Annotated in this window: 25 protein-coding genes; 16 read left to right on the forward strand and 9 right to left on the reverse strand. The window is 64.4% G+C overall.

Annotated features, from left to right (window positions below; translation table 11 throughout):
* Positions 1–45 precede the first annotated feature (45 nt).
* The 9 genes from IVB26_RS09010 (at position 46) to IVB26_RS09050 (ending at position 9,259) form a co-directional block, all read left to right on the forward strand.
* Positions 46–1,965, forward strand: coding sequence for a M3 family oligoendopeptidase (locus tag IVB26_RS09010; protein WP_247971349.1), 1,920 nt, complete (start codon positions 46–48; stop codon positions 1,963–1,965).
* Between the two features lie 154 nt (positions 1,966–2,119).
* The gene (locus tag IVB26_RS09015) at positions 2,120–2,272 is read left to right on the forward strand and encodes an aa3-type cytochrome c oxidase subunit IV (RefSeq protein ID WP_018317799.1); all 153 of its coding nucleotides are present in this window, start codon (positions 2,120–2,122) and stop codon (positions 2,270–2,272) included.
* Between the two features lie 141 nt (positions 2,273–2,413).
* Positions 2,414–3,541: a Re/Si-specific NAD(P)(+) transhydrogenase subunit alpha gene (locus tag IVB26_RS09020; protein WP_247971350.1), complete on the forward strand. Its 1,128-nt coding sequence runs from the start codon at positions 2,414–2,416 to the stop codon at positions 3,539–3,541.
* 11 nt (positions 3,542–3,552) lie between these two features.
* Positions 3,553–3,870, forward strand: a complete 318-nt coding sequence (locus IVB26_RS09025; protein ID WP_018317801.1) for a proton-translocating transhydrogenase family protein — start codon at positions 3,553–3,555, stop codon at positions 3,868–3,870.
* A 39-nt stretch (positions 3,871–3,909) separates the two neighbouring features.
* The gene (locus IVB26_RS09030; RefSeq protein ID WP_247971351.1) at positions 3,910–5,307 is read left to right on the forward strand and encodes an NAD(P)(+) transhydrogenase (Re/Si-specific) subunit beta; all 1,398 of its coding nucleotides are present in this window, start codon (positions 3,910–3,912) and stop codon (positions 5,305–5,307) included.
* Between the two features lie 211 nt (positions 5,308–5,518).
* Positions 5,519–6,316, forward strand: a complete 798-nt coding sequence (locus tag IVB26_RS09035; RefSeq protein ID WP_247971352.1) for an alpha/beta hydrolase — start codon at positions 5,519–5,521, stop codon at positions 6,314–6,316.
* A 97-nt stretch (positions 6,317–6,413) separates the two neighbouring features.
* Entirely contained in the window at positions 6,414–7,748 is a 1,335-nt protein-coding gene (locus IVB26_RS09040) for a sodium:proton antiporter (RefSeq protein ID WP_458309360.1), read from the forward strand.
* Between the two features lie 170 nt (positions 7,749–7,918).
* Positions 7,919–8,203 (forward strand): cupin domain-containing protein, encoded by a 285-nt coding sequence (locus tag IVB26_RS09045; RefSeq protein ID WP_247971353.1) that lies wholly within the window; start codon positions 7,919–7,921, stop codon positions 8,201–8,203.
* Positions 8,204–8,296: 93 nt separating this feature from the next.
* Positions 8,297–9,259 (forward strand): hypothetical protein, encoded by a 963-nt coding sequence (locus tag IVB26_RS09050; RefSeq protein WP_247971354.1) that lies wholly within the window; start codon positions 8,297–8,299, stop codon positions 9,257–9,259.
* Positions 9,260–9,286: 27 nt separating this feature from the next.
* On the opposite strand, the gene IVB26_RS09055 is transcribed toward IVB26_RS09050, so the two are convergent.
* Positions 9,287–9,937: a tetratricopeptide repeat protein gene (locus tag IVB26_RS09055; RefSeq protein ID WP_247971355.1), complete on the reverse strand. Its 651-nt coding sequence runs from the start codon at positions 9,935–9,937 to the stop codon at positions 9,287–9,289.
* A gap of 129 nt (positions 9,938–10,066) precedes the next feature.
* Complete coding sequence (gene rpsU / locus IVB26_RS09060) at positions 10,067–10,363, reverse strand: 30S ribosomal protein S21 (protein WP_008546194.1); 297 nt, start codon at positions 10,361–10,363, stop codon at positions 10,067–10,069.
* Positions 10,364–10,623: 260 nt separating this feature from the next.
* Between rpsU and aqpZ the strand changes: the two genes are divergently transcribed.
* Entirely contained in the window at positions 10,624–11,346 is a 723-nt protein-coding gene (gene aqpZ / locus IVB26_RS09065; protein WP_246930118.1) for an aquaporin Z, read from the forward strand.
* 94 nt (positions 11,347–11,440) lie between these two features.
* Here the strand turns inward: aqpZ and IVB26_RS09070 are convergent, their stop codons facing one another.
* The 3 genes from IVB26_RS09070 to IVB26_RS09080 all read right to left on the reverse strand — a co-directional run bounded on the left by IVB26_RS09070 (position 11,441) and on the right by IVB26_RS09080 (position 13,358).
* Positions 11,441–12,547 carry a 5-(carboxyamino)imidazole ribonucleotide synthase gene (locus IVB26_RS09070; protein ID WP_247971356.1) on the reverse strand — a complete coding sequence of 369 codons (1,107 nt, stop codon included), beginning with the start codon at positions 12,545–12,547 and terminating at the stop codon, positions 11,441–11,443.
* Complete coding sequence (purE, locus tag IVB26_RS09075; protein WP_247971357.1) at positions 12,544–13,032, reverse strand: 5-(carboxyamino)imidazole ribonucleotide mutase; 489 nt, start codon at positions 13,030–13,032, stop codon at positions 12,544–12,546. Before purE ends, IVB26_RS09070 begins: the two co-directional genes overlap by 4 nt.
* Positions 13,033–13,124: 92 nt before the next feature.
* Complete coding sequence (locus tag IVB26_RS09080; protein WP_247973413.1) at positions 13,125–13,358, reverse strand: hypothetical protein; 234 nt, start codon at positions 13,356–13,358, stop codon at positions 13,125–13,127.
* On the opposite strand from IVB26_RS09080, the gene IVB26_RS09085 reads away from it, so the two are divergent.
* A complete protein-coding gene (locus IVB26_RS09085; protein ID WP_247973121.1) occupies positions 13,261–13,899 on the forward strand; it encodes a GGDEF domain-containing protein in 639 nt (212 codons plus the stop codon). The genes IVB26_RS09080 and IVB26_RS09085 overlap by 98 nt on opposite strands.
* Positions 13,900–13,958: 59 nt before the next feature.
* Here the strand turns inward: IVB26_RS09085 and IVB26_RS09090 are convergent, their stop codons facing one another.
* From IVB26_RS09090 to IVB26_RS09100, 3 genes are all read right to left on the reverse strand, one after another.
* Entirely contained in the window at positions 13,959–14,210 is a 252-nt protein-coding gene (locus tag IVB26_RS09090; RefSeq protein ID WP_247322107.1) for a hypothetical protein, read from the reverse strand.
* Positions 14,211–14,232: 22 nt separating this feature from the next.
* On the reverse strand, positions 14,233–14,451 hold the full coding sequence (locus IVB26_RS09095) for a hypothetical protein (protein WP_247971358.1): 219 nt from the start codon (positions 14,449–14,451) through the stop codon (positions 14,233–14,235).
* A gap of 112 nt (positions 14,452–14,563) precedes the next feature.
* The gene (locus IVB26_RS09100; protein ID WP_008546179.1) at positions 14,564–14,770 is read right to left on the reverse strand and encodes a YdcH family protein; all 207 of its coding nucleotides are present in this window, start codon (positions 14,768–14,770) and stop codon (positions 14,564–14,566) included.
* Positions 14,771–15,100: 330 nt separating this feature from the next.
* Here IVB26_RS09100 and IVB26_RS09105 point away from each other — a divergent pair, with 330 nt between their 5' ends.
* Entirely contained in the window at positions 15,101–15,280 is a 180-nt protein-coding gene (locus IVB26_RS09105) for a YdcH family protein (RefSeq protein WP_247552770.1), read from the forward strand.
* 108 nt (positions 15,281–15,388) lie between these two features.
* Here the strand turns inward: IVB26_RS09105 and IVB26_RS09110 are convergent, their stop codons facing one another.
* The gene (locus tag IVB26_RS09110) at positions 15,389–16,492 is read right to left on the reverse strand and encodes an NAD(P)/FAD-dependent oxidoreductase (RefSeq protein ID WP_247971359.1); all 1,104 of its coding nucleotides are present in this window, start codon (positions 16,490–16,492) and stop codon (positions 15,389–15,391) included.
* A gap of 202 nt (positions 16,493–16,694) precedes the next feature.
* On the opposite strand from IVB26_RS09110, the gene IVB26_RS09115 reads away from it, so the two are divergent.
* From IVB26_RS09115 to IVB26_RS09130, 4 genes are all read left to right on the forward strand, one after another.
* Positions 16,695–19,382, forward strand: a complete 2,688-nt coding sequence (locus IVB26_RS09115) for a sensor domain-containing protein (protein ID WP_247971360.1) — start codon at positions 16,695–16,697, stop codon at positions 19,380–19,382.
* A 139-nt stretch (positions 19,383–19,521) separates the two neighbouring features.
* Positions 19,522–20,973, forward strand: a complete 1,452-nt coding sequence (locus IVB26_RS09120) for a glycerol-3-phosphate dehydrogenase (protein ID WP_247971361.1) — start codon at positions 19,522–19,524, stop codon at positions 20,971–20,973.
* 169 nt (positions 20,974–21,142) lie between these two features.
* The gene (locus IVB26_RS09125; protein ID WP_247971362.1) at positions 21,143–22,303 is read left to right on the forward strand and encodes an ABC transporter ATP-binding protein; all 1,161 of its coding nucleotides are present in this window, start codon (positions 21,143–21,145) and stop codon (positions 22,301–22,303) included.
* Positions 22,300–23,214, forward strand: coding sequence for an ABC transporter permease (locus IVB26_RS09130; RefSeq protein ID WP_247971363.1), 915 nt, complete (start codon positions 22,300–22,302; stop codon positions 23,212–23,214). Before IVB26_RS09125 ends, IVB26_RS09130 begins: the two co-directional genes overlap by 4 nt.
* The last annotated feature ends 2 nt before the right edge of the window (positions 23,215–23,216 follow it).

Here is a 23,216-nt window from a genome sequence, read left to right on the forward strand (position 1 = left end):
GCCCCCGCCCGCCTTCGCGATTGTTGAACACAGGTTTCCCACACAATGAATTCGCGCTCCAAGCCTGCCCTCAAAACGTCTGCTCTCAAAAAGTCTGCTCTCCGCAAGCCAACCGTCAAGACATCCGTCGCCAAGAAATCCGCCAGGAAATCCGCCAAGGCAAAACCCTCCGCAAAGCCTGCGAGCAAAACCGGCAAGCTTCCGGAGTGGAACCTCGCCGATCTCTATTCCGGGATCGACGCGCCGGAAGTGGCGCGCGATCTCGACAAGATGGATGCCGATTGCGTCGCGTTCGAGACCGACTACAAGGGCAAGCTCGCGACAGGGACAGCAAACGAAGATGGCGGAAAATGGCTCGCGGAGGCCGTGCGACGCTATGAGGCGATCGATGATCTTGCCGGCCGTCTGGGCTCATTCGCCGGCCTCGTTCATGCCGGCGATAGTGTGGACCCTGCGATTTCAAAGTTTTACGGCGACGTTTCCGAGCGGTTGACGGCGGCGTCCACGCATCTGCTGTTCTTCGCGCTCGAGCTCAACCGCGTCGATGACGATATCTTGAACCGGGCGATGCAGGCCGCCGAGCTCGCACACTACGGGCCCTGGATCGAGGATCTGCGCAAGGAGAAGCCGTATCAGCTCGACGACAAGCTCGAGCAGCTTTTCCTCGAGAAGTCGCAGACCGGCTATTCCGCCTTCAACCGGCTGTTCGACCAGACCATCTCCGGCCTGCGCTTCAAGGTCGGCTCCAAGGAACTGGCGATCGAGCCGACGCTCAATCTGTTGCAGGACCGCGACGGCTCAAAGCGCAAGAGCGCGGCCGAGGCGCTGGCAAAGACCTTCAAGGCCAATGAGCGCACCTTTGCGTTGATCACCAACACGCTCGCCAAGGACAAGGACATCTCCGACCGCTGGCGCGGCTTCAAGGACGTCGCGGATTCCCGCCATCTGAACAACCGCGTCGAGCGCGAGGTGGTGGATGCGCTGGTCGCTTCCGTGCGCGCCGCCTATCCAAAATTGTCGCATCGCTATTACGCGCTGAAGGCGAAGTGGTTCGGCAAGAAGCGGCTCGCTTACTGGGACCGCAACGCGCCGCTGCCCTTTGCCGCGACCGACGTCATCGGCTGGCCCGATGCACGCAACATGGTGCTGACCGCCTATCGCGGTTTCTCGCCTGAAATGGCCGACATCGCCGAGCGTTTCTTCACCGACCGCTGGATCGACGCGCCGGTGCGGCCGGGCAAGGCGCCGGGCGCGTTCTCGCATCCGACAACGCCGTCGGCGCATCCTTATGTGCTGATGAACTACCAGGGCAAGCCGCGCGACGTGATGACGCTCGCGCACGAGCTCGGCCATGGCGTGCATCAGGTGCTGGCGGCGAAGAACGGCGCGCTGATGGCGCCGACGCCGCTGACGCTGGCCGAGACCGCAAGCGTGTTCGGCGAGATGCTGACCTTCCGGCGGCTGCTGGCGCAGACCAAGAGCGCCAAGCAGCGCCAGGCGCTGCTGGCCGGCAAGGTCGAGGACATGATCAACACCGTGGTGCGCCAGATCGCGTTCTATTCGTTCGAGCGCGCGGTCCACACCGAGCGCAAGAATGGTGAGCTCACCGCGACGCGGCTCGGCGAGATCTGGCTGTCGGTGCAGGGCGAGAGCCTCGGGCCGGCAATCGAGATCAAGGCGGGCTACGAGAACTACTGGATGTACATCCCGCACTTCATCCACTCGCCGTTCTACGTCTACGCCTACGCCTTCGGCGATTGTCTCGTGAACTCGCTCTATGCGGTCTACGAGAACGCGGCCGAGGGTTTTGCCGAACGCTATCTCGACATGCTCGCCGCCGGCGGCACCAAACACTATTCCGAGCTGCTGCGGCCGTTTGGGCTCGATGCCAAGGACCCGAAGTTCTGGGACGGCGGACTCTCGGTCATCGCCGGGATGATCGACGAGCTGGAGGCGATGGGCTGAGGCGACGGGTCGATTCCCGCGCCGGCGCCCAATTCCCGGCCATCGGAATTCCAAATGACCTGATTTGCGGAAAACCGCGCCCCGGTGCCGTTGCCCTGCCCGAAGCTTTGCGGTATCCCAGCCCAAGAATTCGACTTTCGACTGGGGACAATCCATGGCTGATCATAGCGAAGTGGCGTACAGCACCGCCGACGGCAACGACTACGTTGCCCACGAGCAGACCTACGAGGGCTTCATCAAGCTGGTGAAGTACGGCACGGCCTCGGTCGCGCTCATCGTGATTCTGATGGCGATCTTCCTGACCTGATCTATCGACGGCGGCTGCACACGCCAGCGGCAGCCGCTGCCCAGAATATTTGCATCCAAGCCGGTCTTAAAACCGGTATCGAACGCTGCGGGAGTAACGCTTAGTTTTGCGCGCGCGCTGTCCCGCGCCGCCGGAGGGCCTATGAAGATCGCCGTTGCCAAGGAAATCGATCCGTCGGAGCCGCGGGTCGCCGCTTCGCCTGATACGGTGAAGAAGTTCAAGGCGCTGGGCGCCGAGATCGCCGTCGAGCCGGGCGCCGGCCTCAAGTCGGGCCTGCCGGATTCCGAATTCACCGCCGTCGGTGCCACCGTCAGCGCCGACGCGCTGAAGGATGCCGACATCATCATCAAGGTGAAGCGCCCCGAAGCCTCCGAGCTGTCGCAGTACAAGCGCGGCGCGCTCGTCGTGGCCATCATGGATCCCTATGGCAACGAGGCCGCGCTGAAGACGATCGCCGATGCCGGCGTCGCCGCCTTCGCCATGGAATTGATGCCGCGCATCACGCGCGCGCAGGTGATGGACGTGCTGTCCTCGCAGGCGAACCTTGCCGGTTACCGCGCCGTGATCGAAGGCGCCGAGGCCTTCGGGCGCGCCTTTCCGATGATGATGACGGCGGCCGGCACCGTGCCTGCCGCAAAAGTGTTCGTGATGGGCGTCGGCGTCGCCGGCCTCCAGGCGATCGCGACCGCGCGCCGTCTCGGCGCGATCGTGACCGCGACCGACGTGCGGCCCGCCACCAAGGAGCAGGTCGAATCGCTCGGCGCAAAGTTCCTTGCCGTCGAGGACGAGGAGTTCAAGAACGCCCAGACCGCCGGCGGCTACGCCAAGGAAATGTCCAGGGAGTATCAGGCCAAGCAGGCTGCGCTGACGGCCGAGCACATCAAGAAGCAGGACATCGTGATCACGACCGCGCTGATCCCGGGCCGGCCCGCGCCGAAGCTGGTCAGTGCCGACATGGTCAAGTCGATGAAGCCCGGCTCGGTGCTGGTCGATCTCGCCGTCGAGCGCGGCGGCAATGTCGAGGGCGCCAGGGCCGGCGAGGTCGTCGACCTCGATGGCATCAAGATCGTCGGCTACACCAACGTGGCCGGCCGCGTCGCCGCTTCCGCGTCCAGCCTCTACGCGCGCAACCTGTTCTCCTTCATCGAGACCATGGTCGATAAGAAAGAACAGAAGCTCGCCGTGAACTGGGACGACGAGCTCGTCAAGGCCACCGCGCTGACCAAGGACGGCGCCGTGATCCACCCGAACTTCCAGCCGAAGGCTTAAGGAGATCCGCCATGGAGCATGCTGCACAGGTCGTCGACCCCTTCATCTTCCGGCTGTCGATCTTCGTCCTCGCCGTCTTCGTCGGCTATTTCGTGGTGTGGTCGGTGACGCCGGCGCTGCACACGCCGCTGATGAGCGTGACCAACGCGATCTCCTCGGTGATCGTGGTCGGCGCACTGCTCGCGGGCGGCGTCGCCAACGTCTCGAGCGGCTCAGGCTGGGCGCGCGCCTTCGGCTTCGTCGCGCTGATCTTCGCCTGCGTGAACATTTTTGGCGGCTTCCTTGTCACCCAGCGCATGCTGGCGATGTACAAGAAGAAGTCGAAGTAAGCGGCCACCTCGGGCTGAAGGGATCAATGGGGACCTGAGATGAGCGCCAACCTCTCTGCATTTTTGTATCTCGTGGCGGGAGTGCTGTTCATCCTGTCGCTGCGCGGGCTGTCGAGCCCGGCTTCGTCGCGCCAGGGCAATCTGTTCGGCATGATCGGCATGGCGATCGCGGTCGCCACCACGCTTGCCAACCATCCGCCGGCAGACGGTCTTGCCTGGGTGCTCGTCATCGTCGGCATCGCGATCGGTGCCGCGATCGGTGCGGTCATCGCCCGCCGTGTTCCGATGACCTCGATGCCGGAACTGGTTGCCGCCTTCCACTCGCTGGTCGGCATGGCCGCGGTGCTGGTCGCCGCCGGTGCGTTCTACGCGCCCGAGGCCTTCGACATCGGTACCCCCGGCAACATCCATCCGCAGAGCCTGGTCGAGATGTCGCTCGGCGTCGCCATCGGCGCGCTGACCTTCACCGGCTCGGTGATCGCGTTCCTGAAGCTGTCCGCGCGCATGAGCGGTGCGCCGATCATCCTGCCCGCCCGTCACATCATCAACATCGCGATTGCGGTGGCGCTGGTGTTCTTCATCGTCCGCCTCGTCCTGACCGGCGGCGCGTTCGACTTCTGGCTGATCGTCATCCTGGCGCTGGCGCTCGGCGTGCTCATGATCATCCCGATCGGCGGCGCCGACATGCCGGTCGTGATCTCGATGCTGAACTCCTACTCCGGCTGGGCTGCCGCGGGCATCGGCTTCACGCTCGGCAATTCGGCGCTGATCATCACCGGCGCGCTGGTCGGCTCCTCGGGCGCGATCCTGTCCTACATCATGTGCCACGCGATGAACCGGTCCTTCATCTCCGTCATCCTCGGCGGCTTCGGCGGTGAGACCGCCGCGGCCGGCGGCGGCACGGGCGAGCAGAAGCCCGCCAAGCTCGGCTCGGCGGACGATGCGGCCTTCATCATGAAGAACGCACAGAAGGTCATCATCGTGCCCGGCTACGGCATGGCGGTGGCGCAGGCCCAGCATGCGCTGCGCGAGATGGGCGACATCCTGAAGAAGGAAGGCGTCGAGGTGAAATACGCCATTCACCCGGTGGCGGGCCGCATGCCCGGCCACATGAACGTGCTGCTGGCCGAAGCCAACGTACCCTATGACGAGGTGTTCGAGCTCGAGGACATCAACTCCGAATTCGCGCAGGCCGACATCGCCTTCGTGATCGGCGCCAACGACGTCACCAACCCGGCGGCCGAAGAGGACAAGACCTCGCCGATCTACGGCATGCCCGTGCTTCAGGTCTGGAAGGCCGGCACCGTCATGTTCATCAAGCGCTCTCTGGCGTCTGGTTATGCCGGCATCGACAATCCGCTGTTCTACCGCGACAACACCATGATGCTGCTCGGCGACGCCAAGAAGGTCACCGAGAACATCGTCAAGGCGATGTAGCGCGCAAGGCGCGCGGACCGTGGCCATCAATAGGGAATGGCACCGGTCCATCGCATGCCACTGAAGGCGACGCGCGAGCCGCGCGTTGCAGAGCACGCCGCCCACAAGGCGGCGTGCGGCTGTCGCGACGTTCCGGCGAGCCTCCGGCCCGAGGTCATGAAATTGCTGCGGGGCCGTCGCAAGCCCTGAGCCGAAAGGTTCGCCGCGTAGCATGACCATCTTCAAGTGGATCGCCATCCTGCTGGTGACCGTCTATTGCGCCGGTCTCGTCGTGCTCTATGTCCGTCAGCGCGGGATGCTGTTTCCGATTCCGACCGTCGGTCGCACCGCCCCCGATGCCGCAGGCCTTCCCGAGGCGGAAGAGCACATCCTGACGACGTCGGACGACGAAAAGATCATCGTCTGGCACGTGCCGGCAAAGCCCGGCCGTCCCGTGATCCTGTACTTTCCCGGCAATGGTGATTTTCTCGCCGGCCGCGTCAGCAGCTTCAAGGCGATTACGGCCGATGGCACCGGCCTCGTCGCGCTGTCCTATCGCGGATATGCCGGCTCGAGCGGTGCCCCGAGCGAACACGGCCTGCTGCGCGATGCCGCAGCCGCCTACGCCTTCACCACCGCGCGCTATGCGACGGAACGAATCGTCGCCTGGGGCTTTTCGCTGGGGACAGGCGTGGCAGTTGCGATCGCCTCGGAGCATCGCGTTGGAAAACTCATCCTGGAAGCCCCCTATACATCGACGGCCGACATCGCGGCGTCATCGTTCTGGTTCGTTCCGGTCCGGCTTCTGATGCGCGATCCGTTTCATTCGGACGAGCGCATCGCGCGCGTCACTGTGCCGCTCCTCGTGATGCATGGCACCGATGATCTTGCCATTCCGATCGCGTTCGGAGAGCGTCTGTACGCACTCGCCCATGAGCCCAAGCGGTTCGTTCGCATGGCGGGAGGCGGACACGACAATCTCGATCAATATGGCGCAATCGAAACGGCGAGAGATTTTATTGGCGGCTGACGGTTTGTTTGCACGGCGCGGTACCGCGCTCGCCGTCTTCTGCTTGACGCTTCTGCCACAGCAGGTGTTTGCTGCAACCGGGCTCGACGGCGCGACGATGCGCTGGCCCTATGCGCTGCCCTTTGCCGGCCTGTTGCTGTCGATCGCGCTGGGGCCGCTGCTGTTTCCAAAGATCTGGCATCATCACTACGGCAAGATCACCGCGGCCTGGGCGCTGCTGGCACTCGCCGCGCTCGTCATCTTTGCCGGGAGCATGGCCACGCTGGCGGCGCTCGTCCACGCCATGCTCGCCGAATATCTCGGCTTCATCGTGCTGCTGTTCGCGCTCTATGTCGTGGCCGGCGGAATTCTCATCTCCGGCGACATCAAGGCGACGCCGGCGACCAATTTGGGCATCCTCGCGCTCGGCACATTGGGGGCGAGCATCGTCGGGACCACGGGCGCCGCGATGATCCTGATCCGTCCCTTGATCCGCGCCAACCGGCCGCGGCGCCACAACGCCCATGTCGTCATCTTCTTCATCATCCTGGTCGCCAATGTCGGCGGCGCGCTGAGCCCGCTCGGCGATCCCCCGCTGTTCGTCGGCTTCCTGCACGGCGTCGACTTCTTCTGGACCACGCGGACCATCTGGTTGCAGACCGCGATCGTGGCTGGACTGCTGCTCACCATTTTCGTCGCCATTGACGTCTGGCGCTTCCGCAGCGAGCCGCCGCCCGGCGAGGCCGGCCCCGCGCAGGCGGTCCGCATCCGCGGCCTCGTCAATCTGGTGCTGATCGCGGCCATCGTCGCGAGCCTTCTTGCCTCGGCGGTGTGGAAGCCCGGCATTGCGTTCGACATTCTCGGTACCAAGCTGGAACTGGAGGACGTCGTGCGCAATCTGGCGCTGCTGGCCATCGCGGCGTTGTCGGTGTGGCTCACCCCCGACGAGCACAGGCAGGCCAACGGCTTCACCTGGGAGCCGATCCGCGAGGTCGCAAAGCTGTTCGCGGGCATTTTCGTCACCATCATCCCGGTGATTGCCATGCTCAATGCCGGCCATCATGGTGCATTCGCCTGGCTGTTGTCGGCGGTGACAGGACCGGATGGCGCGCCCCGCGAGGTCGCCTATTTCTGGTTCACCGGACTGATGTCCGCGTTCCTCGACAATGCGCCGACCTATCTGCTGTTTTTCGAGCTCGCCGGCGGCGACCCGCAAGTGCTGATGCATCAGCTCTCGGGCACGCTCGCCTCGATCTCCATGGGGGCCGTCTACATGGGCGCGCTCACCTATATCGGCAATGCGCCGAACTTCATGGTGAGCAGCATTGCCAGCGAGAACGGCATCAAAATGCCGAGCTTCTTCGGCTATCTCCTGCGCGCGGGCGCCGTCCTGATCCCCCTGTTCCTGCTGCTGACACTGCTGCCCGTGGCGCCGATCCTGCACTGGCACTGAATCTCGCGCCTGATTTGCTGCTGCTCATTGAAGCAAATGGAAGCGGTGGATGAGCGCGCATAATCGGCACGGGCAGGACCAATGTCCTGTTCGGACTGGTCCATATGGTGGTATTTGCGGTCTAACTGTTCATGGGTCTTCGTGCCCTGAAGCGCGACAGGGGAGTTCCGATGCTTGCCGCCAAGTCCGAGGTTCAGGTCGACAATGAGGAGGTCCGGGTGACGGAATGGCGCCTTCCGCCCGGCGGTGCCACCGGGCACCACACCCACGGCATGGACTACGTCATTGTTCCCTTGGTCGCGGGAGAGATGACCATCGTGGCGCCCGGCGGCGAGCGCTCCAAGGCGCAGCTTGCGGCCGGAAAATCCTATTTCCGCAAGGCTGGCGTCCAACATGATGTACTTAACGAAACCTCAACCGAGATCGTGTTCCTTGAGATCGAGCTAAAGCCGTAAGTCCGGCCTTACCCACTTGCCATCGATCCGTCGCAGTTGATCCCTTACAATGCCCCAAAGTTCCCGCATCAGATCGCGCGGGGAGTGGCCGGAATGCTGAAATACCTCGCTAAAATCTCGATGGATATTTTCCCCTCGGTGCTCGCCACGATCATCGGGGCGTACATCGTTAACCACTACATCAACGCCAAGCCGGCGGCTGATGCCCCTTCGGCCGTCGTGGCCCCGGCCGAGGCCGGCAAGGACGGCAAGCCGGCCGATGTCGCCAATCTCCCGGCGCCCGGCGTCAAGGCCAAAGGCATTCCCGAGAAGAGTGTGACGGAGAAGCCGGCGGCTGAAAAGCCTGCCGATCAGCCGTCCGTCGAGCACAAGGCCGCGGATGTAGCCCCGGCCGAGGCCAGTCCGCGCGGCAAGCCGTCGGCGCGCGAGAAGGCGGCGGCCAAGTCTACCCCGGCCGCCACCGCTCCCGCCACTCCGGTGGTCGAGGCCAATTCGGCGCCGGCTGCTGCGGCCCCGGCCCCCGACGCCAACGATCTCGTGCGTGCCGCGATCGAGCGCCTGCGCAAGTCGCCGGAGGGCAAGTCGGCTGAAGGCAAGTCGTCCGAAGGCAAGTCGGCTGAGACCAGATCTTCCGAAACCAAGCCCGCCGAGGTTCGGCCGTCCGAGACCAGGGCAGCCGAGAAGTCGACAGAGCCCGCCGTGCGGGAGGCCGCCCGTACGCCGGAGGCCCCGCGGGTCATCAATATGGAACCGGCTACGGTCCGTCCGCTGCCGCCGCCGATCACGGTATCGACGCCCTCATCCGAGGCCTATGGCAGTGATGGCTCCTCGTCGGCCAATCCGCCCTACACGGCCTCCGTCAGCAACAATGATCCGAATCGGATGACGCCGCCGGCTGACATTCCCGTGCCGATGATCGCGCCGCCGCTCGATCTGCGCGCCGACGCCGGCGCTTCCTTGCCGCGGCCGAAGAAGACGAATGTCGCCGACGAGATGCTCTCGGGCATGAAGTCGATGTTCCACTCGGTTCTGCCGAAGAGCGCCACCCCCGATTAAGACAGCGCCTGCGCTGCGCCCAAATCGTCAGCCGCCGACGCGGGCGAGGCCACTGCGCGCGGCGTCGTCGCGTGGGCGAAGCGAGACAGCCCTGGTGTAGGACGCCGCCGCCTTGGCCTTGTCGCCCAGCCGCTCATAGGCCTGTCCGCGCGTGGTCCAGACCTGCGCGTTGTGCGGATCGGCCTCAGAGGCCTCATCCAGATCGGCTACGGCCTCCTTGACCTTGCCGAGCGCGAGATAGCTGGTGGCGCGGCCGAGCAGGGGTTCGACCTTCTGCGGGTTGAGCCCGCTCGCAGCGGTGAAATCGGCGATCGCGAAATCGTGCTGGTTATTGGCCTGGTAGATCAGGGCGCGGCCATAGAGCGCCTGCGCATTATAGGGATCGAGTCCGACGGCGCGATTGAACTCGTCGAGCGCTGCCGCGGTCTCGCCGGACTTCGCCAGGGCTTGCGCTTTTGCGGTGTGGGTCTGAGCCTCGGTGACGTTGCCTGCGCTTACCGCGCTCTCGGCGGGCGCAGCCGCCTTGGGTGCTTCCTGAGGCTTGTCCTTCTCCGGCATCAGCGATCCTAGATCGAAGGAGCAGCCGCACAGCGCAATCCCCATCAAAGCCAGCGCGAACGGCCGCTGCCAGATCTGGCTTAGCCGTGCCAAGCCGCGCTCGGGGAAAGGGGAGGCCATCTACGGATCGCTCGCGCCGGTGCCGCATAGGTAGTGCCCCGTCCCAGAAAGGCACCGCTCACAAACAATAACGCGGGCCTGGGGCCCGCGTCATCGGAAACTGAAATCTTGCTAAATGCGGTAGGTCGATCAGCGCGGACCGCGCGGACCTGCGCCCGGGCCGCCACGACCGCCGCGATCACCGCCGGGGCCGGCGCCGAACACCGGCTTCGGCTTCATCGGCAGCAGGCCTTCGCGCTGCAGCTTCTTGCGGGCCAGCTTGCGCGCGCGGCGCACTGCTTCGGCCTTTTCGCGGGCCTTCTTCTCGGAGGGCTTTTCGTAGTGACCGCGGAGCTTCATCTCGCGGAAAATACCCTCGCGCTGCATCTTCTTCTTCAGCGCCTTGAGGGCTTGATCGACATTGTTATCGCGAACGAGAACCTGCACGCGGCATCCTCTTCAGTGGATCGGATTTGAATTCTGGTAAGACGAAGGGGATGGCGAAACGCGCAAGCCCTTAACCTTGAGGGCGCGGATGTATCAGACAAAAGCGGGGATGTCCACCGGCCAAGCGTGGATTCGGGCCAAGTTCAGCCATTAAATAAGGCAAAATACCTCCGTGCGGCCCTGATTTGGGAGATTTGACGCCAAGGGTGGGGCCGTTTTCGGAGCCTTGTTCCGGAAACTTTGAAAGTAGGGGACGACACATGGACATCAAGAAATACGCCGCTGAAGCCATCGGCACTTTTTGGCTCACATTCGCAGGTTGCGGCAGCGCGGTGATCGCCGCCGGCTTTCCTCAGGTCGGAATCGGCCTGGTCGGTGTTTCCCTCGCGTTCGGCCTGAGCGTCGTCACCATGGCGTATGCGATCGGCCACATCTCGGGTTGCCATCTCAACCCGGCGGTCACGGTCGGTCTTGCCGCCGGCGGCCGTTTCCCCGCCGGGCAGATCCTGCCCTATGTGATCGCCCAGGTCGCCGGTGCGATCGTGGCGGCGGGGCTGCTCTACGTCATCGCCAGCGGCGCTCCCGGATTCGACGTCAGCAAGGGCTTCGCGTCCAACGGCTATGATGCGCATTCGCCGGGCCAGTACAGCATGATCGTGTGCTTCCTCACCGAGGTGGTGATGACCATGATGTTCCTGTTCATCATCATGGGCTCCACTCATGGCCGCGCCCCCGCAGGCTTCGCACCGCTCGCGATCGGGCTCGCGCTGGTGATGATCCATCTCGTCAGCATCCCCGTCACCAACACGTCGGTGAACCCGGCGCGCAGCACGGGCCCGGCGCTGTTCGTCGGCGGCTGGGCGACGGCGCAGCTTTGGCTGTTCTGGGTCGCGCCGCTGATCGGCGGCGCGCTGGGCGGGGTGATCTATCGCTGGCTCAGCGAGGAGCCGGCAGGCGTCGTCGCGGGCGCGAAGACGGCGTAGAGAGCGTTTTCGAGCGAAGTGGATACCGGTTCGCGTCAAGAAAACGCTCAAACAAAAATCGCCGAGCGGGATCGCAGCGAATGCTGCGGTCCCGCTACTTGCTCTTCGTCGGCCTGACTTCGGTGACATGGCCCATCTTGCGGCCGGGGCGCGGCGTGCCCTTGCCGTAGATGTGCACCGTGGCGCCGGGGACGGTCAGCCAGTTTTCGTGATCGTTGATCTCGTCGCCGATCAGGTTGGTCATGGTGACGATTTCGCCGTGGCGCACCGGCTTGCCGAGCGGCCAGCCGGCGATGGCGCGGATGTGCTGCTCGAATTGCGAGACGGATGCGCCATCGAGCGTCCAGTGCCCGGAATTGTGCACGCGCGGGGCGATCTCGTTGACCAGCACCTTCGGTCCGGTGCCATTGGCGAGCACGAACATCTCGACGGCGAGCACGCCGACATAGTCGAGCGCGCTTGCGATCTTGCTGGCGATGCTGCGCGCCTCTTCGGCGAGCGAATCCGGGATCGGCGCGGGAGCGCGCGATATCTTCAGGATGTGGTCGCGGTGCTCGTTCTCGGTGACGTCGAAACACTCGACCTCGCCCGTGGCCGCGCGCGCGGCGATTACGGAAATCTCGCGCTCGTATGGCACGAAGGCTTCCAGGATCGCGGATTTGGTGGCGAGGCTGGTCCACACCTTGGCGATGTCGTCGCCCTCGCGGATGATGGCCTGGCCTTTGCCGTCGTAACCGAAGCGGCGCGTCTTCAACACCGCCGGAAGACCGATCCGGACGATCGCCTCGCGCAGCGAAGCCACCGAGGTGACGTCGGCGTAAGCGGCCGTACCGATGCCGAGCCGGGTGACGAAATCCTTCTCGGCGAGCCGGTCCTGGGTGGTCTCGAGAATCTTGCGGTTGGGCAGCACGGGGCGGCGCGCATCCAGCACCATCGCGGCCGCGGCCGGCACATTCTCGAATTCGTAGGTGATGACGTCGACGTCGTTGGCGAACAGTTCGAGCGCTTCGACGTCGGCATATTCGGCGCAGGTCGCGTTCAAGACGACGTCGAAGGCCGGCGAGTCCGGATCGGGCGAGAACACCTGGCAGCGCAGGCCGAGCCGCGCCGCAGCCATGGCCAGCATCCGGCCCAATTGTCCGCCGCCGAGGATTCCGATGGTGTCGCCGGGCTTCAGCTTCACGTGCCTGGTGTCGGTCACGCCTTGTCCTCCGGGCGCTCGGCAACTGACTCGGTCTGGGCCTTGCGCCAGGCGGCGAGGCGGTTGGACAAGGCCGGGTCGGACAAGGCCAGGACGGACGCTGCCAGCAGCGCGGCGTTGATCGCGCCGGCCTTGCCGATGGCGAGGGTGCCGACCGGGATGCCGGCGGGCATCTGCACGATCGAATAGAGCGAATCGAGGCCCTTCAGCGTCTTGGATTCGACGGGAACGCCGAACACCGGCAGTTCGGTCAGCGCCGCCGCCATGCCGGGCAGATGTGCTGCGCCTCCAGCGCCGGCGATGATGACCTTGTAACCCGCAGCCTTGGCCCCCTTTGCGAAAGCAAACAGCCGGTCGGGGGTGCGGTGGGCCGAAACGATACGGGTGTCGGCGGCAACGCCGAGCGCGGCAAGCGTGTCGGCGGCATGCCGCATCGTGTCCCAGTCCGACTGGCTTCCCATGATGATGGCGATCGGCGCGGTCATGACGTTAATTGTGCCCGAAAAACAGAAGGATAGGCCAGATTAACGGTTCCGGCCGGCGGCTCGCAAGGCGGTGGCAAGGAGAACGGAATGCACTATCCTGTCTTGGTGAATCCCCGCAAGCCTTCATTGAGCAGGATGCCCATGAAGAAACCAAAAAGGGCGAGCGCTGCGAAGGCCAAAAAGGGCCGGAAGACCAGCGCCGGCCGATCCAAAGCCGCCCCAAAGCGGCTGACCAAGCGTTCGGCGAGGCCGCCGGCGCCCGCCGCGTCGGCCGATAATGGAGCCAAGGATAGCGTCAGGGCAACGATCCGGGGCTTGCGGACCAAGCTCAAGGAGGCGCAGCGCCGGGTCGCGGAACTGGAAGCTGCGGCCGACACGGATTTCCTGCTCGAGATTCCCAACCGGCGCGGCTTCGAGCGCGAGCTGGCGCGCGCCATCGCTTACATGAAGCGCTACCGCGCCAGTGGGGCGCTGATCGTGCTCGACGTCGATCGGTTGAAGCCGATCAACGATTCGTTCGGTCATGGCGCCGGCGACGAGGTGCTCAAGGCGATTGCCGCCACGCTGACGCGGCAGGTCCGTGCTTCCGACGTGGTCGGCCGGCTCGGGGGCGACGAGTTCGCGCTGCTGCTCTGGAATCTCAGCGAGACAGACGCCAAGGCGAAGGCGGCCACCTTTGAGCAGGCGGTCGACGAATTGTCCTTTGTCTTTCGTGGCCAGCAGGTGACCGCGGGCGCCTCCGCCGGGGTCGCGCTGCTGGGGGCGCAGTCCGATGCGGGCCGCGCCCTGGAGGAGGCGGATGCCGCCATGTATGTGCGCAAGGCGCACCGGCGGCACGAGCCGCTGATCAGGCTGGTCAGCAGCTAGAGCATGATCCGGGAAAGTGTGAACGGTTTTCCGAAGAGATCATGCTCAAACGTTAAACCTTACAGCGTGGCGAGATCTTCGGGCACGTTGCCGAATTTGCGCAGCAGCGTGGCGTCGCCGAATTCGCCGGTCATGGGATCCCCGCTGCGGCTGAAGGCGACCGCGCCGATATGGCCTGCACCCCGCGATAAGAGCTCGGCGCGCCGCAGCGCGGCCGTCGAACTCTGGCATTCTTCCGCTGCGCCTGCGACAGGCGAGCCGTCGGCATCGATCAAAAAGGGCATTGCAACGTAATAGGTCACGTCCGACATGGCGTTGCTCCAATGTTGAAACTCAGGCGGCGCTGCTCTTGCTCCGCATCTTGCTACACGAGGTGTCCGGAATGCAGCCGGCGGAAATCGCCGCCTGCAATTCTTCCAGCTCGGCTTCCAGATATTCGTTCGCCATGATCAGCGCCTTGATGGTGCTTCGCAAATTGCCGTCGCACATCGCGATCGCCTGATCGCAGGCCTGTTCATAATGGCTGTTGTCGAGAAGGGCGGTTGCAGACATCTGCGTTGTCCTTGTCAGTCGTCGTAGGCGTTTCCTGATGCTCAAATGTTCCTATTTTGTTCTTTTGGAGTCAAGCGGATTCATGTTGCTCGACGAAAAGCCGACTCGCAGATCAGGCGATGATGTCGGGGGTAATCTGGTCTTCGATGAACGCGATGCGATCGCGCAACAACAGCTTGCGCTTCTTCAACCGCTGTAGCCGCAACAGGTCGGGGGCGGGCGATTGATGCAGTGCATCGATCGCCGCATCGAGATCTCGGTGTTCCTGCTGCAACCGGGTGAGCTCGGCTTCGAGCTCACGCTCGTCTTCATTGGTCATGTCTGCGGTGGCCGAAAACCGATAGGCGTGAGATTTAAGGCTGTGGATGCCCTGTGGAAATTATCGTCCTTGCGCGGCGTGATCGCAAGCGATCTGCGAGCACCGTTCGCCGATCTCCAGCGACATATTTCCGCCGATCGCAGCGCCGCTACGCAAGCGCATTGATATCATGGATTTTTCCCACGCGGTTCCTTTACTCACGCTTCGTTACATATGAATTTTCAAAAATGAAGCTGTGATGACGGATATTCATCGACAGAACGAATCGGTGATGTAGACTTCGTTGTCCGGATCGAATCCTGAGGTTCAACCCTACCGAGGAGGTTTCGAATGACAATTCAGGCACATCTCGTTGAATTGGAGCGGAAGCACAAACTTCTCGAAAACGAATTGCACGAAGCTCTCGTGCACCTTTCAACAGACGACCTGCAAATTGTTGAGTTGAAGCGCCGGAAGTTGATGGTCAAGGACCAGATCGAGCGTCTCAGGCAAGGCGACACGCTCCACTAGTAACCCCGTAACAGCGTAGAGTTGATCGTACCCTTATCCCGCAGGGATGAGAGCCTTTGCGCTCATCCCTGCAGCAGGGTGCGCACCGTGCAAAGATGTTTGCGCGGTTTAAGTGCGTGCGAGCTCGGCGACGTGATCGGCGATCGCGAGCGACGACGTCAGTCCCGGCGATTCGATGCCGAACAGATTGACCAGGCCCGCGACGCCGTGATCGCGCGGGCCCTGCATCAGGAAGTCCTGGGTCGCGACAGCAGGCGGCACGATCTTCGGCCGGATGCCCGAATAGCTCGGCATCAACGCGCCGTCAGGCAGTGTCGGCCAGTATTTGCGGATCGCCGGATAGAAGCGCTCGGCGCGTGACGGGTCGACCTCGTAATTGATCGTCTCGATCCACTCGACGTCGGGGCCGAAGCGCGCTTGGCCTGCCATATCCAGAGTGAGATGCACCCCTAACCCGCCGGGCTCGGGCACCGGATAGATCAGGTGCGAGAACGGCGCCTTGGCATTGCAGCTGAAGTAATTTCCCTTGGCGAGATAGGCCGGCGGAATACGGTCCAGCGGCATGCCGTCGATGTTGCGTGCCACATTCGTCGCCGAGAGTCCCGCGGCGTTGACGAGGAGGCTGCATTGCAGCGTCATTGGCGCCTCGCCGCCGGCTTCGATTTCGATAAGGCCGTTCGCCGTCTTGGCGCGGATCAGCGGGGTGTGAAACGCGAAGGCCGCGCCCGATGCCTCGGCTTCGCCGCGCAACGAGAGCATGTAGGCGTGGCTGTCGATGATGCCCGTTGACGGCGACAGCAGCGCAGCGTCGCAGGCGAGCGCCGGCTCGAGCGTGCGGGCCGCCTCGCCCGTGAGCAGCTGCATGTCGAGCACGCCATTGGCCTCGGCATGGGCCTTGATCGATTGCAGTTTCTCGGTCTCCTGCGGGCTCGTCGCGACGATCAGCTTGCCGCAATTCCTGTGCGGGATGCCGCGCTCGGCACAGTAGCGGTAGAGCGCGTGCTTGCCGTCGACGCACATGCGCGCCATCCAGCTCCCGGCGCGGTAGTAGATGCCGGCATGGATCACCTCACTGTTCCGCGAGGAGGTGATGGTGCCGATCGCCTCGGCCTCCTCGAGCACGATGACCTCGCGCCCGGCCTGCGCGAGCTTTCGGGCCACCGCGAGCCCGACCACGCCGGCTCCGATGACGACGCAATCGACCCTATCCATGGCTGTGCAGGATGTCCGCTGGAAGCGCTGGTGCCATCAGGCCTGGGACTAATGGTGCGGGGCCGTTTTCCGTTAAGGAAGAATTTATCATGTCAGGGCAATTGCCGTATTTCACGTCACATTTTTCTGTTGTGCGTACAGGCGTTTACCCGATCCAAACCCGTGAAGCCAGACAATCCGACGTTGAAATCGCGGGTGGCTGATGGCTGAGAAGAACTGGCACGAGGGCAGCACGCTTCCGATTGCTGTGCAGGCCGTTGTGTGCCTGGCCGGCACGGTTGCGCCCGCGCGCGCCTTTGCGCTGTCGGACAGTTTTGCCGCGCCGAGCTATCTCGGCCAGCTGGAACCCAACGTGGTCTGGGAAGTCCTGATCGCGGGCATCGTCGTCTGCGCGTTCCTCGCCGCGATCGTGCTGTGGATCCATTCCTCGCTGCGCCGGACCAGGCGTTTGCAGCTGCGGCGCAACGCCTTCGTCTCCTCCGCCATGAACAATCTCAATCAGGGCGTGGTGATGACGGATGCGCAGCGACGCGTCATCTTCTGCAACGACCGCTATCTCGAGATCTACGGCCTGACGCGGTCGGACGTCTGGGCCAACATGAGCGGCCATGAGCTCCTCGAGCTGCGCCGCACGCGCGGGGTGCTCGGCGTCGCCTCGGACGATGAGTTTTATGAGAAGGCGGCCAGTACCAACGGCCTGATCACCGAACTGCCGGACGGACGCGCCATCCTGGCGAAATATTTCGTGCTGCCGAACGGCGGCTCGGTGGCGACGCATCTCGACGTCAGCGAGCAGCGCAGGCTGTCGCGACAGCTCGCCTCGACCAAGCAGTTCCTCGAAACGGTGCTCGACAACGTGCCGGCCTGCGTGGCCGCCAAGAACATCGAGGACGGCCGCTATATCTTCGCCAACAGCGCCTATGAGCGGTTCTGGGGGTTCTCGCGCGATTATGTCGTCGGCAAGAATGCGCGCGAGCTGTTCGCGTCCGTCTCGGCTGATCGCATCGAGGCAACAGACCGGGCGGCGCTCAATTCGCCGGATGGCCAATTCCGCAATGAATTCGAGGTCGATCGTGGCGGCGAGCGGCGCATGGTCGCCTCGATCCGGATCGTGGTCCGCAACGAGAACAACAAGCCCGAATTCCTGATGCTCGTGTTCGAGGACATCACAGACCGCCGCTCCCTGTCGAAGGAGCTGGAGAGCGCCAAGAAGTTCCTCGATCTGGTGGTCGACAACATCCCGGTGGCGCTGATCGTCGAGCAGGTCAAGGACGGCCGCTATCTGCTCGCCAATCGCAGCGCTGAGACGATCCTCAACCGCCGGCGCGAGGAAGCCACGGGCCTGACCGCGTCCGACATCTTCAACCCCAAGGAAGCCAAGCTGATCATCGCGCGCGACGAGGCCGCGATCAAGAAGCGCGGGATGATCACCGAGGAGCATCCGATCTCCACCAAGGACGGCCTGCGGCTGTTCCTGACCCGCCGCGCCACCGTGCTCAATGATGCCGGCGAGCCGCAATATCTGATCAAGACCCACGAGGACGTCACCGACCGCCGGCAGACCGAGTCGCGCATGGCGCACATGGCCTATCACGACGGCCTCACCGATTTGCCGAACCGCGCCGCCTTCCTTCAGGCCCTGACCCAGATGATCGAAGCCTGCGAAGGCACCGGCGAGGAGTTCGCCGTCCTCTGTGTCGACCTCGACGGCCTCAAGGAGGTCAACGACGTCTTCGGCCATGCGCTCGGCGACAAGCTTCTGGTCGAGGTGGCCCAGCGGCTTCAGGATTCCGCCCGTGGCGGCGTGGTGGCGCGCCTGTCTGGGGACGAATTCGGCTTGATTATCGACGGCAAGCAGCCGGACGCGGGCCTTGCGCTGGCACAGCAGCTCGGCGAGGCCGTCGCAAGGGAATTCCAGATCGATGGCCGGGCGGTCCGCGCCGGCGCCACCACCGGCATGGCGGTCTTCCCGCACAACGGCAGCGATGGCGCCTCGCTGCTCGCCAATGCCGGTGCGGCGCTGTTCCGCGCCAAGCAGAAGTCCCGCGGCACGATCAGCCTCTACCAGCCCGAGATGGACCAGCAGATCCGCAATCGCCGCGTGCTGCACCAGGATCTCTCGATGGCGATCAAGAACGGCGAGCTCTCGCTCGCCTTCCAGCCGCAGGGGGCCGCGGGCCACAGCGTCGCCGAGAGCGAGACCATCGGCTTCGAGGCGCTGGCGCGCTGGCAGCATCCGGTGCGCGGCCAGGTTTCGCCGGCCGAATTTATCCCGATCGCCGAAGAGAGCGGCCTGATCGTCGAGATGGGCGAGTGGATCCTGCGCGAGGCCTGCCGCGAGGCGGCGTCCTGGCCGAAGCCGCTCCAGGTCGCGGTCAATCTGTCGCCGGCGCAGTTCATGCACGGCGACGTGGTTGGCCTCGTCCATTCGATCCTGATCGAGACCGGCCTTGCACCCGGCCGGCTCGAGCTGGAAATTACCGAGGGCGTGCTGATCGAAGATTTCGACCGGGGCCTCGCTCTGCTGCGCCGCCTGAAGGCGCTCGGCGTGCGGATCTCCATGGACGATTTCGGCAGCGGCTACTCATCGCTGAGCTACCTCCAGGCGTTCCCGTTCGACAAGATCAAGATCGACCGCGCCTTCATCATCAATCTCGGCCGCAACCCGCAATCGGCTGCGATCGTTCGCGCGGTGATCGATCTCGGCCACGGCCTCGACATGTCGATCATCGCCGAGGGCGTCGAGACGGTCGAGCAACTCGCCTTCCTCGCCAAGGAGGGCTGTGACGGCGTGCAGGGCTATCTGCTCGGCAAGCCCTTGCCGATCGGGAAATATGCCGGGCTCGTCGGCCGCGCCGAGGTCATGCAGCTTGCGCTCAAGACCGGCTAGAGCGTTTTTTCGAGCGAAGTGGTACCGGTTCGCGTCAAGAAAACGCGTCAAAGCAAGAATCTAGAGCCCCGTTCCGATTTCATCGGAACGGAAATGGCTCTAGTGATGATTGGGCGCTTCGCTCCCATTCGACGGCTTCATGGCGGATTACGACCTTGCGATCATCGGCGGCGGTCTGAACGGTGTCAGCCTCGCCCGCGATGCGGCGGGCCGCGGCCTGCGGGTTATCCTGTTCGAGCAGGGCGATCTCGGCGGCGCAGCGTCGTCGGCAACACCGCGTCTGATCCACGGCGATCTGTCGGTGCTGGAGCGGCGCGAATTCTGGCGGGTGCGCCGGGCCCTCGCCGAGCGCCTGACCTGGCTTCGGATCGCGCCACATGTGGTCCGGCCGATGCGGTTCGTGATCCCGGCGCATGCCGAGGAGCGTCCGCCATGGCTGCTGCGCGCCGGCCTGTTCCTCTACGACAGCCTCACCAGCCGCAGCGGCCTGCCTGGATCGGCGACCCTCGACATCACCCATCATCCGGTCGGCAACGCGCTGAAGCGCCCGTTCGGCACGGCGTTCGAATATTCGGACTGCGTCGTCGATGATTCCCGCCTGGTGGTGCTCACGGCGCTCGATGCCGCCGAACGCGGCGCTGCGATCCGGACCGGGGCGCGCTGCGTGCGTGCCGATCGAACCGACACCTGGCGGCTCGCGGTGGTCGATCGTGGCCACCGCCGCACGATCACGGCCCGGGCCCTCGCCAACGCCACCGGAGGCTGGACGCCGATGGTCGCGGACACCGTGCTGCGCCAGCCGCAGCCCGCAACGGCCGCCCTGCAGATGAGCCAGATCATCGTGCCCAAGCTGTTCGATTCGGACAACGTCTACGTCTTCCAGAACAGCGATGGACGATTGATCTTCGCATCCCCTTTCGAGCGGGAGTTCACGCTGATCGGCACGGTCACGCATGATTTCACCGGCGATCCTGCAATCGTCGCGATGCGCGGGGCTGATGTGACCTATCTGTGCGAAGCGGCCAGCCGCTATTTCCGCGAGCGCGTCACCCCGATCGACGTGGTCCGGACGGTCTCCGGCGTCAATTTGACGCCGGCGTCCGCGCGGCGAGGTGACGGCACAACCCTGTTCCATGCCCGCCGGCGCAGGGCGCCGTTGATCACGATGTTCGGCGGCGACGTCACTACCTCGCGCCTGCGCGCGGAGCGGGCGGTGACGAAGTTGACGCCGTTCTATCCGATGTCGCCGCGCTGGACCGCCGGTGCAGCGCTGCCCGGCGGAGATTTTGTCTGGGACCATTTCGACACCCAAGTCGACCTCGCCCGCGACCGCTGGCGCTTTCTGGGGGAGACGCAGGCCCAGCGCCTGGTCGCGGCCTATGGCTCGCGATTGTCGGCCGTGCTCGGCGAGGCGAAGAGCCGTGACGAGCTCGGCCCAGCCTTCGGCCCCGAACTGACCGGCGCCGAGGTGCGCTATCTCATGACCCACGAATGGGCGCGCTTTCCGGATGACGTTCTCTGGCGCCGCTCCAAGCTCGGCCTGACGATGCCGGCAGCGGACCGCGACGCGCTGGCCGCATTTATGGCGTAGCCCGGATGGAGCGAAGCGCAATCCGGGAAAGTCTTTCCTTCGATGCACCGCCCCGGATTACGCTTCGCTCCATCCGGGCTACAGGGCTGCAATGGAAGGTATCTCCGACATGGTTGAGCAAAGCCCGATCGGCCGCTAGCGTGCGGCGGAATCGGGGTTGGCAGGGAACATGACCGACGAATTGCCCAAAACGAACGCCGCAACAGGCGCGGCCGACGCTGCCGCCGGCCAGCCGCTGCTGCGCATTGAGGGCGTCGCCAAGTCTTTTGGGACGTTCCGGGCTGTGGATAGTGTGTCGCTCGACATCAAGGCCGGTGAATTCTTTGCGCTGCTCGGCCCCAGCGGCTGCGGCAAGACCACGCTTTTGCGCATGCTCGCCGGCTTCGAGGCGCCGGACGAGGGGCGTATCCTGCTCGGCGGCAAGGACATCGCGCAGGCCCTGCCGCATGAGCGCCCGGTCAACATGATGTTCCAGAATTACGCGCTGTTTCCGCATCTGTCGGTGCGCGACAACATCGCCTTCGGCCTGAAGCGCGCCGGTCTGGCGCGCGCCGATATTGCCACGCGCGTGGCCGAGATGGTTGCGCTGGTGAAGCTCGAAGGACTGGAGAAGCGCAAGCCCGACCAGCTCTCCGGCGGCCAGCGCCAGCGTGTGGCGCTCGCGCGTGCATTGGCGCGTCGGCCGCAACTGCTGCTGCTCGACGAGCCGCTCGCGGCGCTGGACAAGAAGCTGCGCGAAAGCACGCAAGCCGAGCTGATGGAGCTGCAGCGCCGGCTCGGCACGACCTTCATCATCGTCACCCACGACCAGGAGGAGGCGATGACGATGGCGAGCCGGATCGGCGTGATGAAGGCCGGCAAGCTGGCGCAGGTCGCCGCGCCACGCGAACTTTATGAGGCGCCGCGCTCGCGCTGGATCGCCGAGTTCGTCGGCGACGTCAATGTGTTCGAAGGCGAGTTCAAGCTGCGTGACGGTCATCGCCTGGTGATTGCCACGCGCGAGGCCGGCACGCTGGTGACGGCCGAGCCGCGCGAGCCCGTTGGCGAGACGAAAATGTCGGTCGCGATCCGGCCCGAGAAGGTCAAGCTCTCGCGCCGCGGGCCGGTGTCCAGGGCCGGTCGTGAGATGGCGATCAACAGTCTGGATGGCGTGATCGCCGACATCTGCTATCTCGGCGGCACGACCACGTACAAGGTGAAGCTCGAGACCGGCGGAACGGTGCAAGCTTCAGTCATCAACAGCGCGCGCCTCGACGTCGACGCCTACAGTGTGAACCAGAACGTCGTCGCCTGGTTCACGCCCGACGACTGCGTGGTGCTGCAATCATGAGTTCCCGTCGCATCTTCGCGCGGCCGGCGCGTTTTGCAGCTATCGCGCCTTACCTCTGGATGATGCTGTTCTTCCTGGTGCCGTTCGCCTTCGTGCTGAAGATCAGCCTGTCGCAGACGGCGATTGCGCAGCCGCCTTACGATCCGTTGTTCGACCTGACGGCGGGATGGGAGGCGCTGAAGACGGCCCTTGCCGCGTTGTCGATCGACAATTTCAGGCTGCTGATCTCCGACGATATCTACGTGTTCGCTTACGTGCGCAGCCTCACCGTCGCCGTTACCGCGACTGCGCTGTTGCTGCTGATCGGCTACCCCATCGCCTATGGCATGGCGCGCCTGCCGAGGAGTTGGCAGGCGGTGGCTATGGTGCTGGTGATCGTGCCGTTCTGGACCTCGTTCCTGATCCGCATCTATGCCTGGATCAACATCCTCCAGCACGACGGCCTGCTCAACCAGATCCTGCTGGCGCTGCATCTGGTCAGCCAGCCCGTCGTGTGGCTCTCAACCGACAGCGCGATGTATATCGGCATCGTCTATTCCTATTTGCCGTTCATGATCCTGCCGCTCTACGCCACGCTCGCCAAGATGGAGCCGGCGTTGGAGGAAGCTGCCGGTGACCTCGGCGCGCCGCCCTGGCAGGTGTTCTGGCTCGTCACCTTCCCGCTGTCGCTGCCCGGCGTCGGCGCCGGCGTGCTGCTGTGCTTCATTCCCATCGTCGGCGAGTTCGTCATTCCGGACCTTCTGGCCGGCTCCAACGCGCTGATGATCGGCCAGACCCTGTGGCTCGAATTCTTCACCAACAAGGACTGGCCGGTTGCGTCCGCGGCGGCCATCGTGCTGCTGGTCGTGCTGCTGGTGCCGCTGTTGCTGTATGAGCGGCTGCAGAAGCGGCAGCTGGAACAGGGGCGCTGAGA

The sequence above is a fragment of the Bradyrhizobium sp. 195 genome, assembly GCF_023101665.1.
Lineage (GTDB): Bacteria > Pseudomonadota > Alphaproteobacteria > Rhizobiales > Xanthobacteraceae > Bradyrhizobium.

Coding starts and splice junctions, on each gene's coding strand:
- IVB26_RS09010 (WP_247971349.1), top strand. CDS start 46: ATGAATTCGCGCTCCAAGCCTGCCCTCAAAACGTCTGCTCTCAAAAAG.
- IVB26_RS09015 (WP_018317799.1), top strand. CDS start 2,120: ATGGCTGATCATAGCGAAGTGGCGTACAGCACCGCCGACGGCAACGAC.
- IVB26_RS09020 (WP_247971350.1), top strand. CDS start 2,414: ATGAAGATCGCCGTTGCCAAGGAAATCGATCCGTCGGAGCCGCGGGTC.
- IVB26_RS09025 (WP_018317801.1), top strand. CDS start 3,553: ATGGAGCATGCTGCACAGGTCGTCGACCCCTTCATCTTCCGGCTGTCG.
- IVB26_RS09030 (WP_247971351.1), top strand. CDS start 3,910: ATGAGCGCCAACCTCTCTGCATTTTTGTATCTCGTGGCGGGAGTGCTG.
- IVB26_RS09035 (WP_247971352.1), top strand. CDS start 5,519: ATGACCATCTTCAAGTGGATCGCCATCCTGCTGGTGACCGTCTATTGC.
- IVB26_RS09040 (WP_458309360.1), top strand. CDS start 6,414: ATGCGCTGGCCCTATGCGCTGCCCTTTGCCGGCCTGTTGCTGTCGATC.
- IVB26_RS09045 (WP_247971353.1), top strand. CDS start 7,919: ATGCTTGCCGCCAAGTCCGAGGTTCAGGTCGACAATGAGGAGGTCCGG.
- IVB26_RS09050 (WP_247971354.1), top strand. CDS start 8,297: ATGCTGAAATACCTCGCTAAAATCTCGATGGATATTTTCCCCTCGGTG.
- IVB26_RS09055 (WP_247971355.1), bottom strand. CDS start 9,937: ATGGCCTCCCCTTTCCCCGAGCGCGGCTTGGCACGGCTAAGCCAGATC.
- aqpZ (WP_246930118.1), top strand. CDS start 10,624: ATGGACATCAAGAAATACGCCGCTGAAGCCATCGGCACTTTTTGGCTC.
- purE (WP_247971357.1), bottom strand. CDS start 13,032: ATGACCGCGCCGATCGCCATCATCATGGGAAGCCAGTCGGACTGGGAC.
- IVB26_RS09090 (WP_247322107.1), bottom strand. CDS start 14,210: ATGTCGGACGTGACCTATTACGTTGCAATGCCCTTTTTGATCGATGCC.
- IVB26_RS09095 (WP_247971358.1), bottom strand. CDS start 14,451: ATGTCTGCAACCGCCCTTCTCGACAACAGCCATTATGAACAGGCCTGC.
- IVB26_RS09100 (WP_008546179.1), bottom strand. CDS start 14,770: ATGACCAATGAAGACGAGCGTGAGCTCGAAGCCGAGCTCACCCGGTTG.
- IVB26_RS09105 (WP_247552770.1), top strand. CDS start 15,101: ATGACAATTCAGGCACATCTCGTTGAATTGGAGCGGAAGCACAAACTT.
- IVB26_RS09110 (WP_247971359.1), bottom strand. CDS start 16,492: ATGGATAGGGTCGATTGCGTCGTCATCGGAGCCGGCGTGGTCGGGCTC.
- IVB26_RS09115 (WP_247971360.1), top strand. CDS start 16,695: ATGGCTGAGAAGAACTGGCACGAGGGCAGCACGCTTCCGATTGCTGTG.
- IVB26_RS09120 (WP_247971361.1), top strand. CDS start 19,522: ATGGCGGATTACGACCTTGCGATCATCGGCGGCGGTCTGAACGGTGTC.
- IVB26_RS09125 (WP_247971362.1), top strand. CDS start 21,143: ATGACCGACGAATTGCCCAAAACGAACGCCGCAACAGGCGCGGCCGAC.
- IVB26_RS09130 (WP_247971363.1), top strand. CDS start 22,300: ATGAGTTCCCGTCGCATCTTCGCGCGGCCGGCGCGTTTTGCAGCTATC.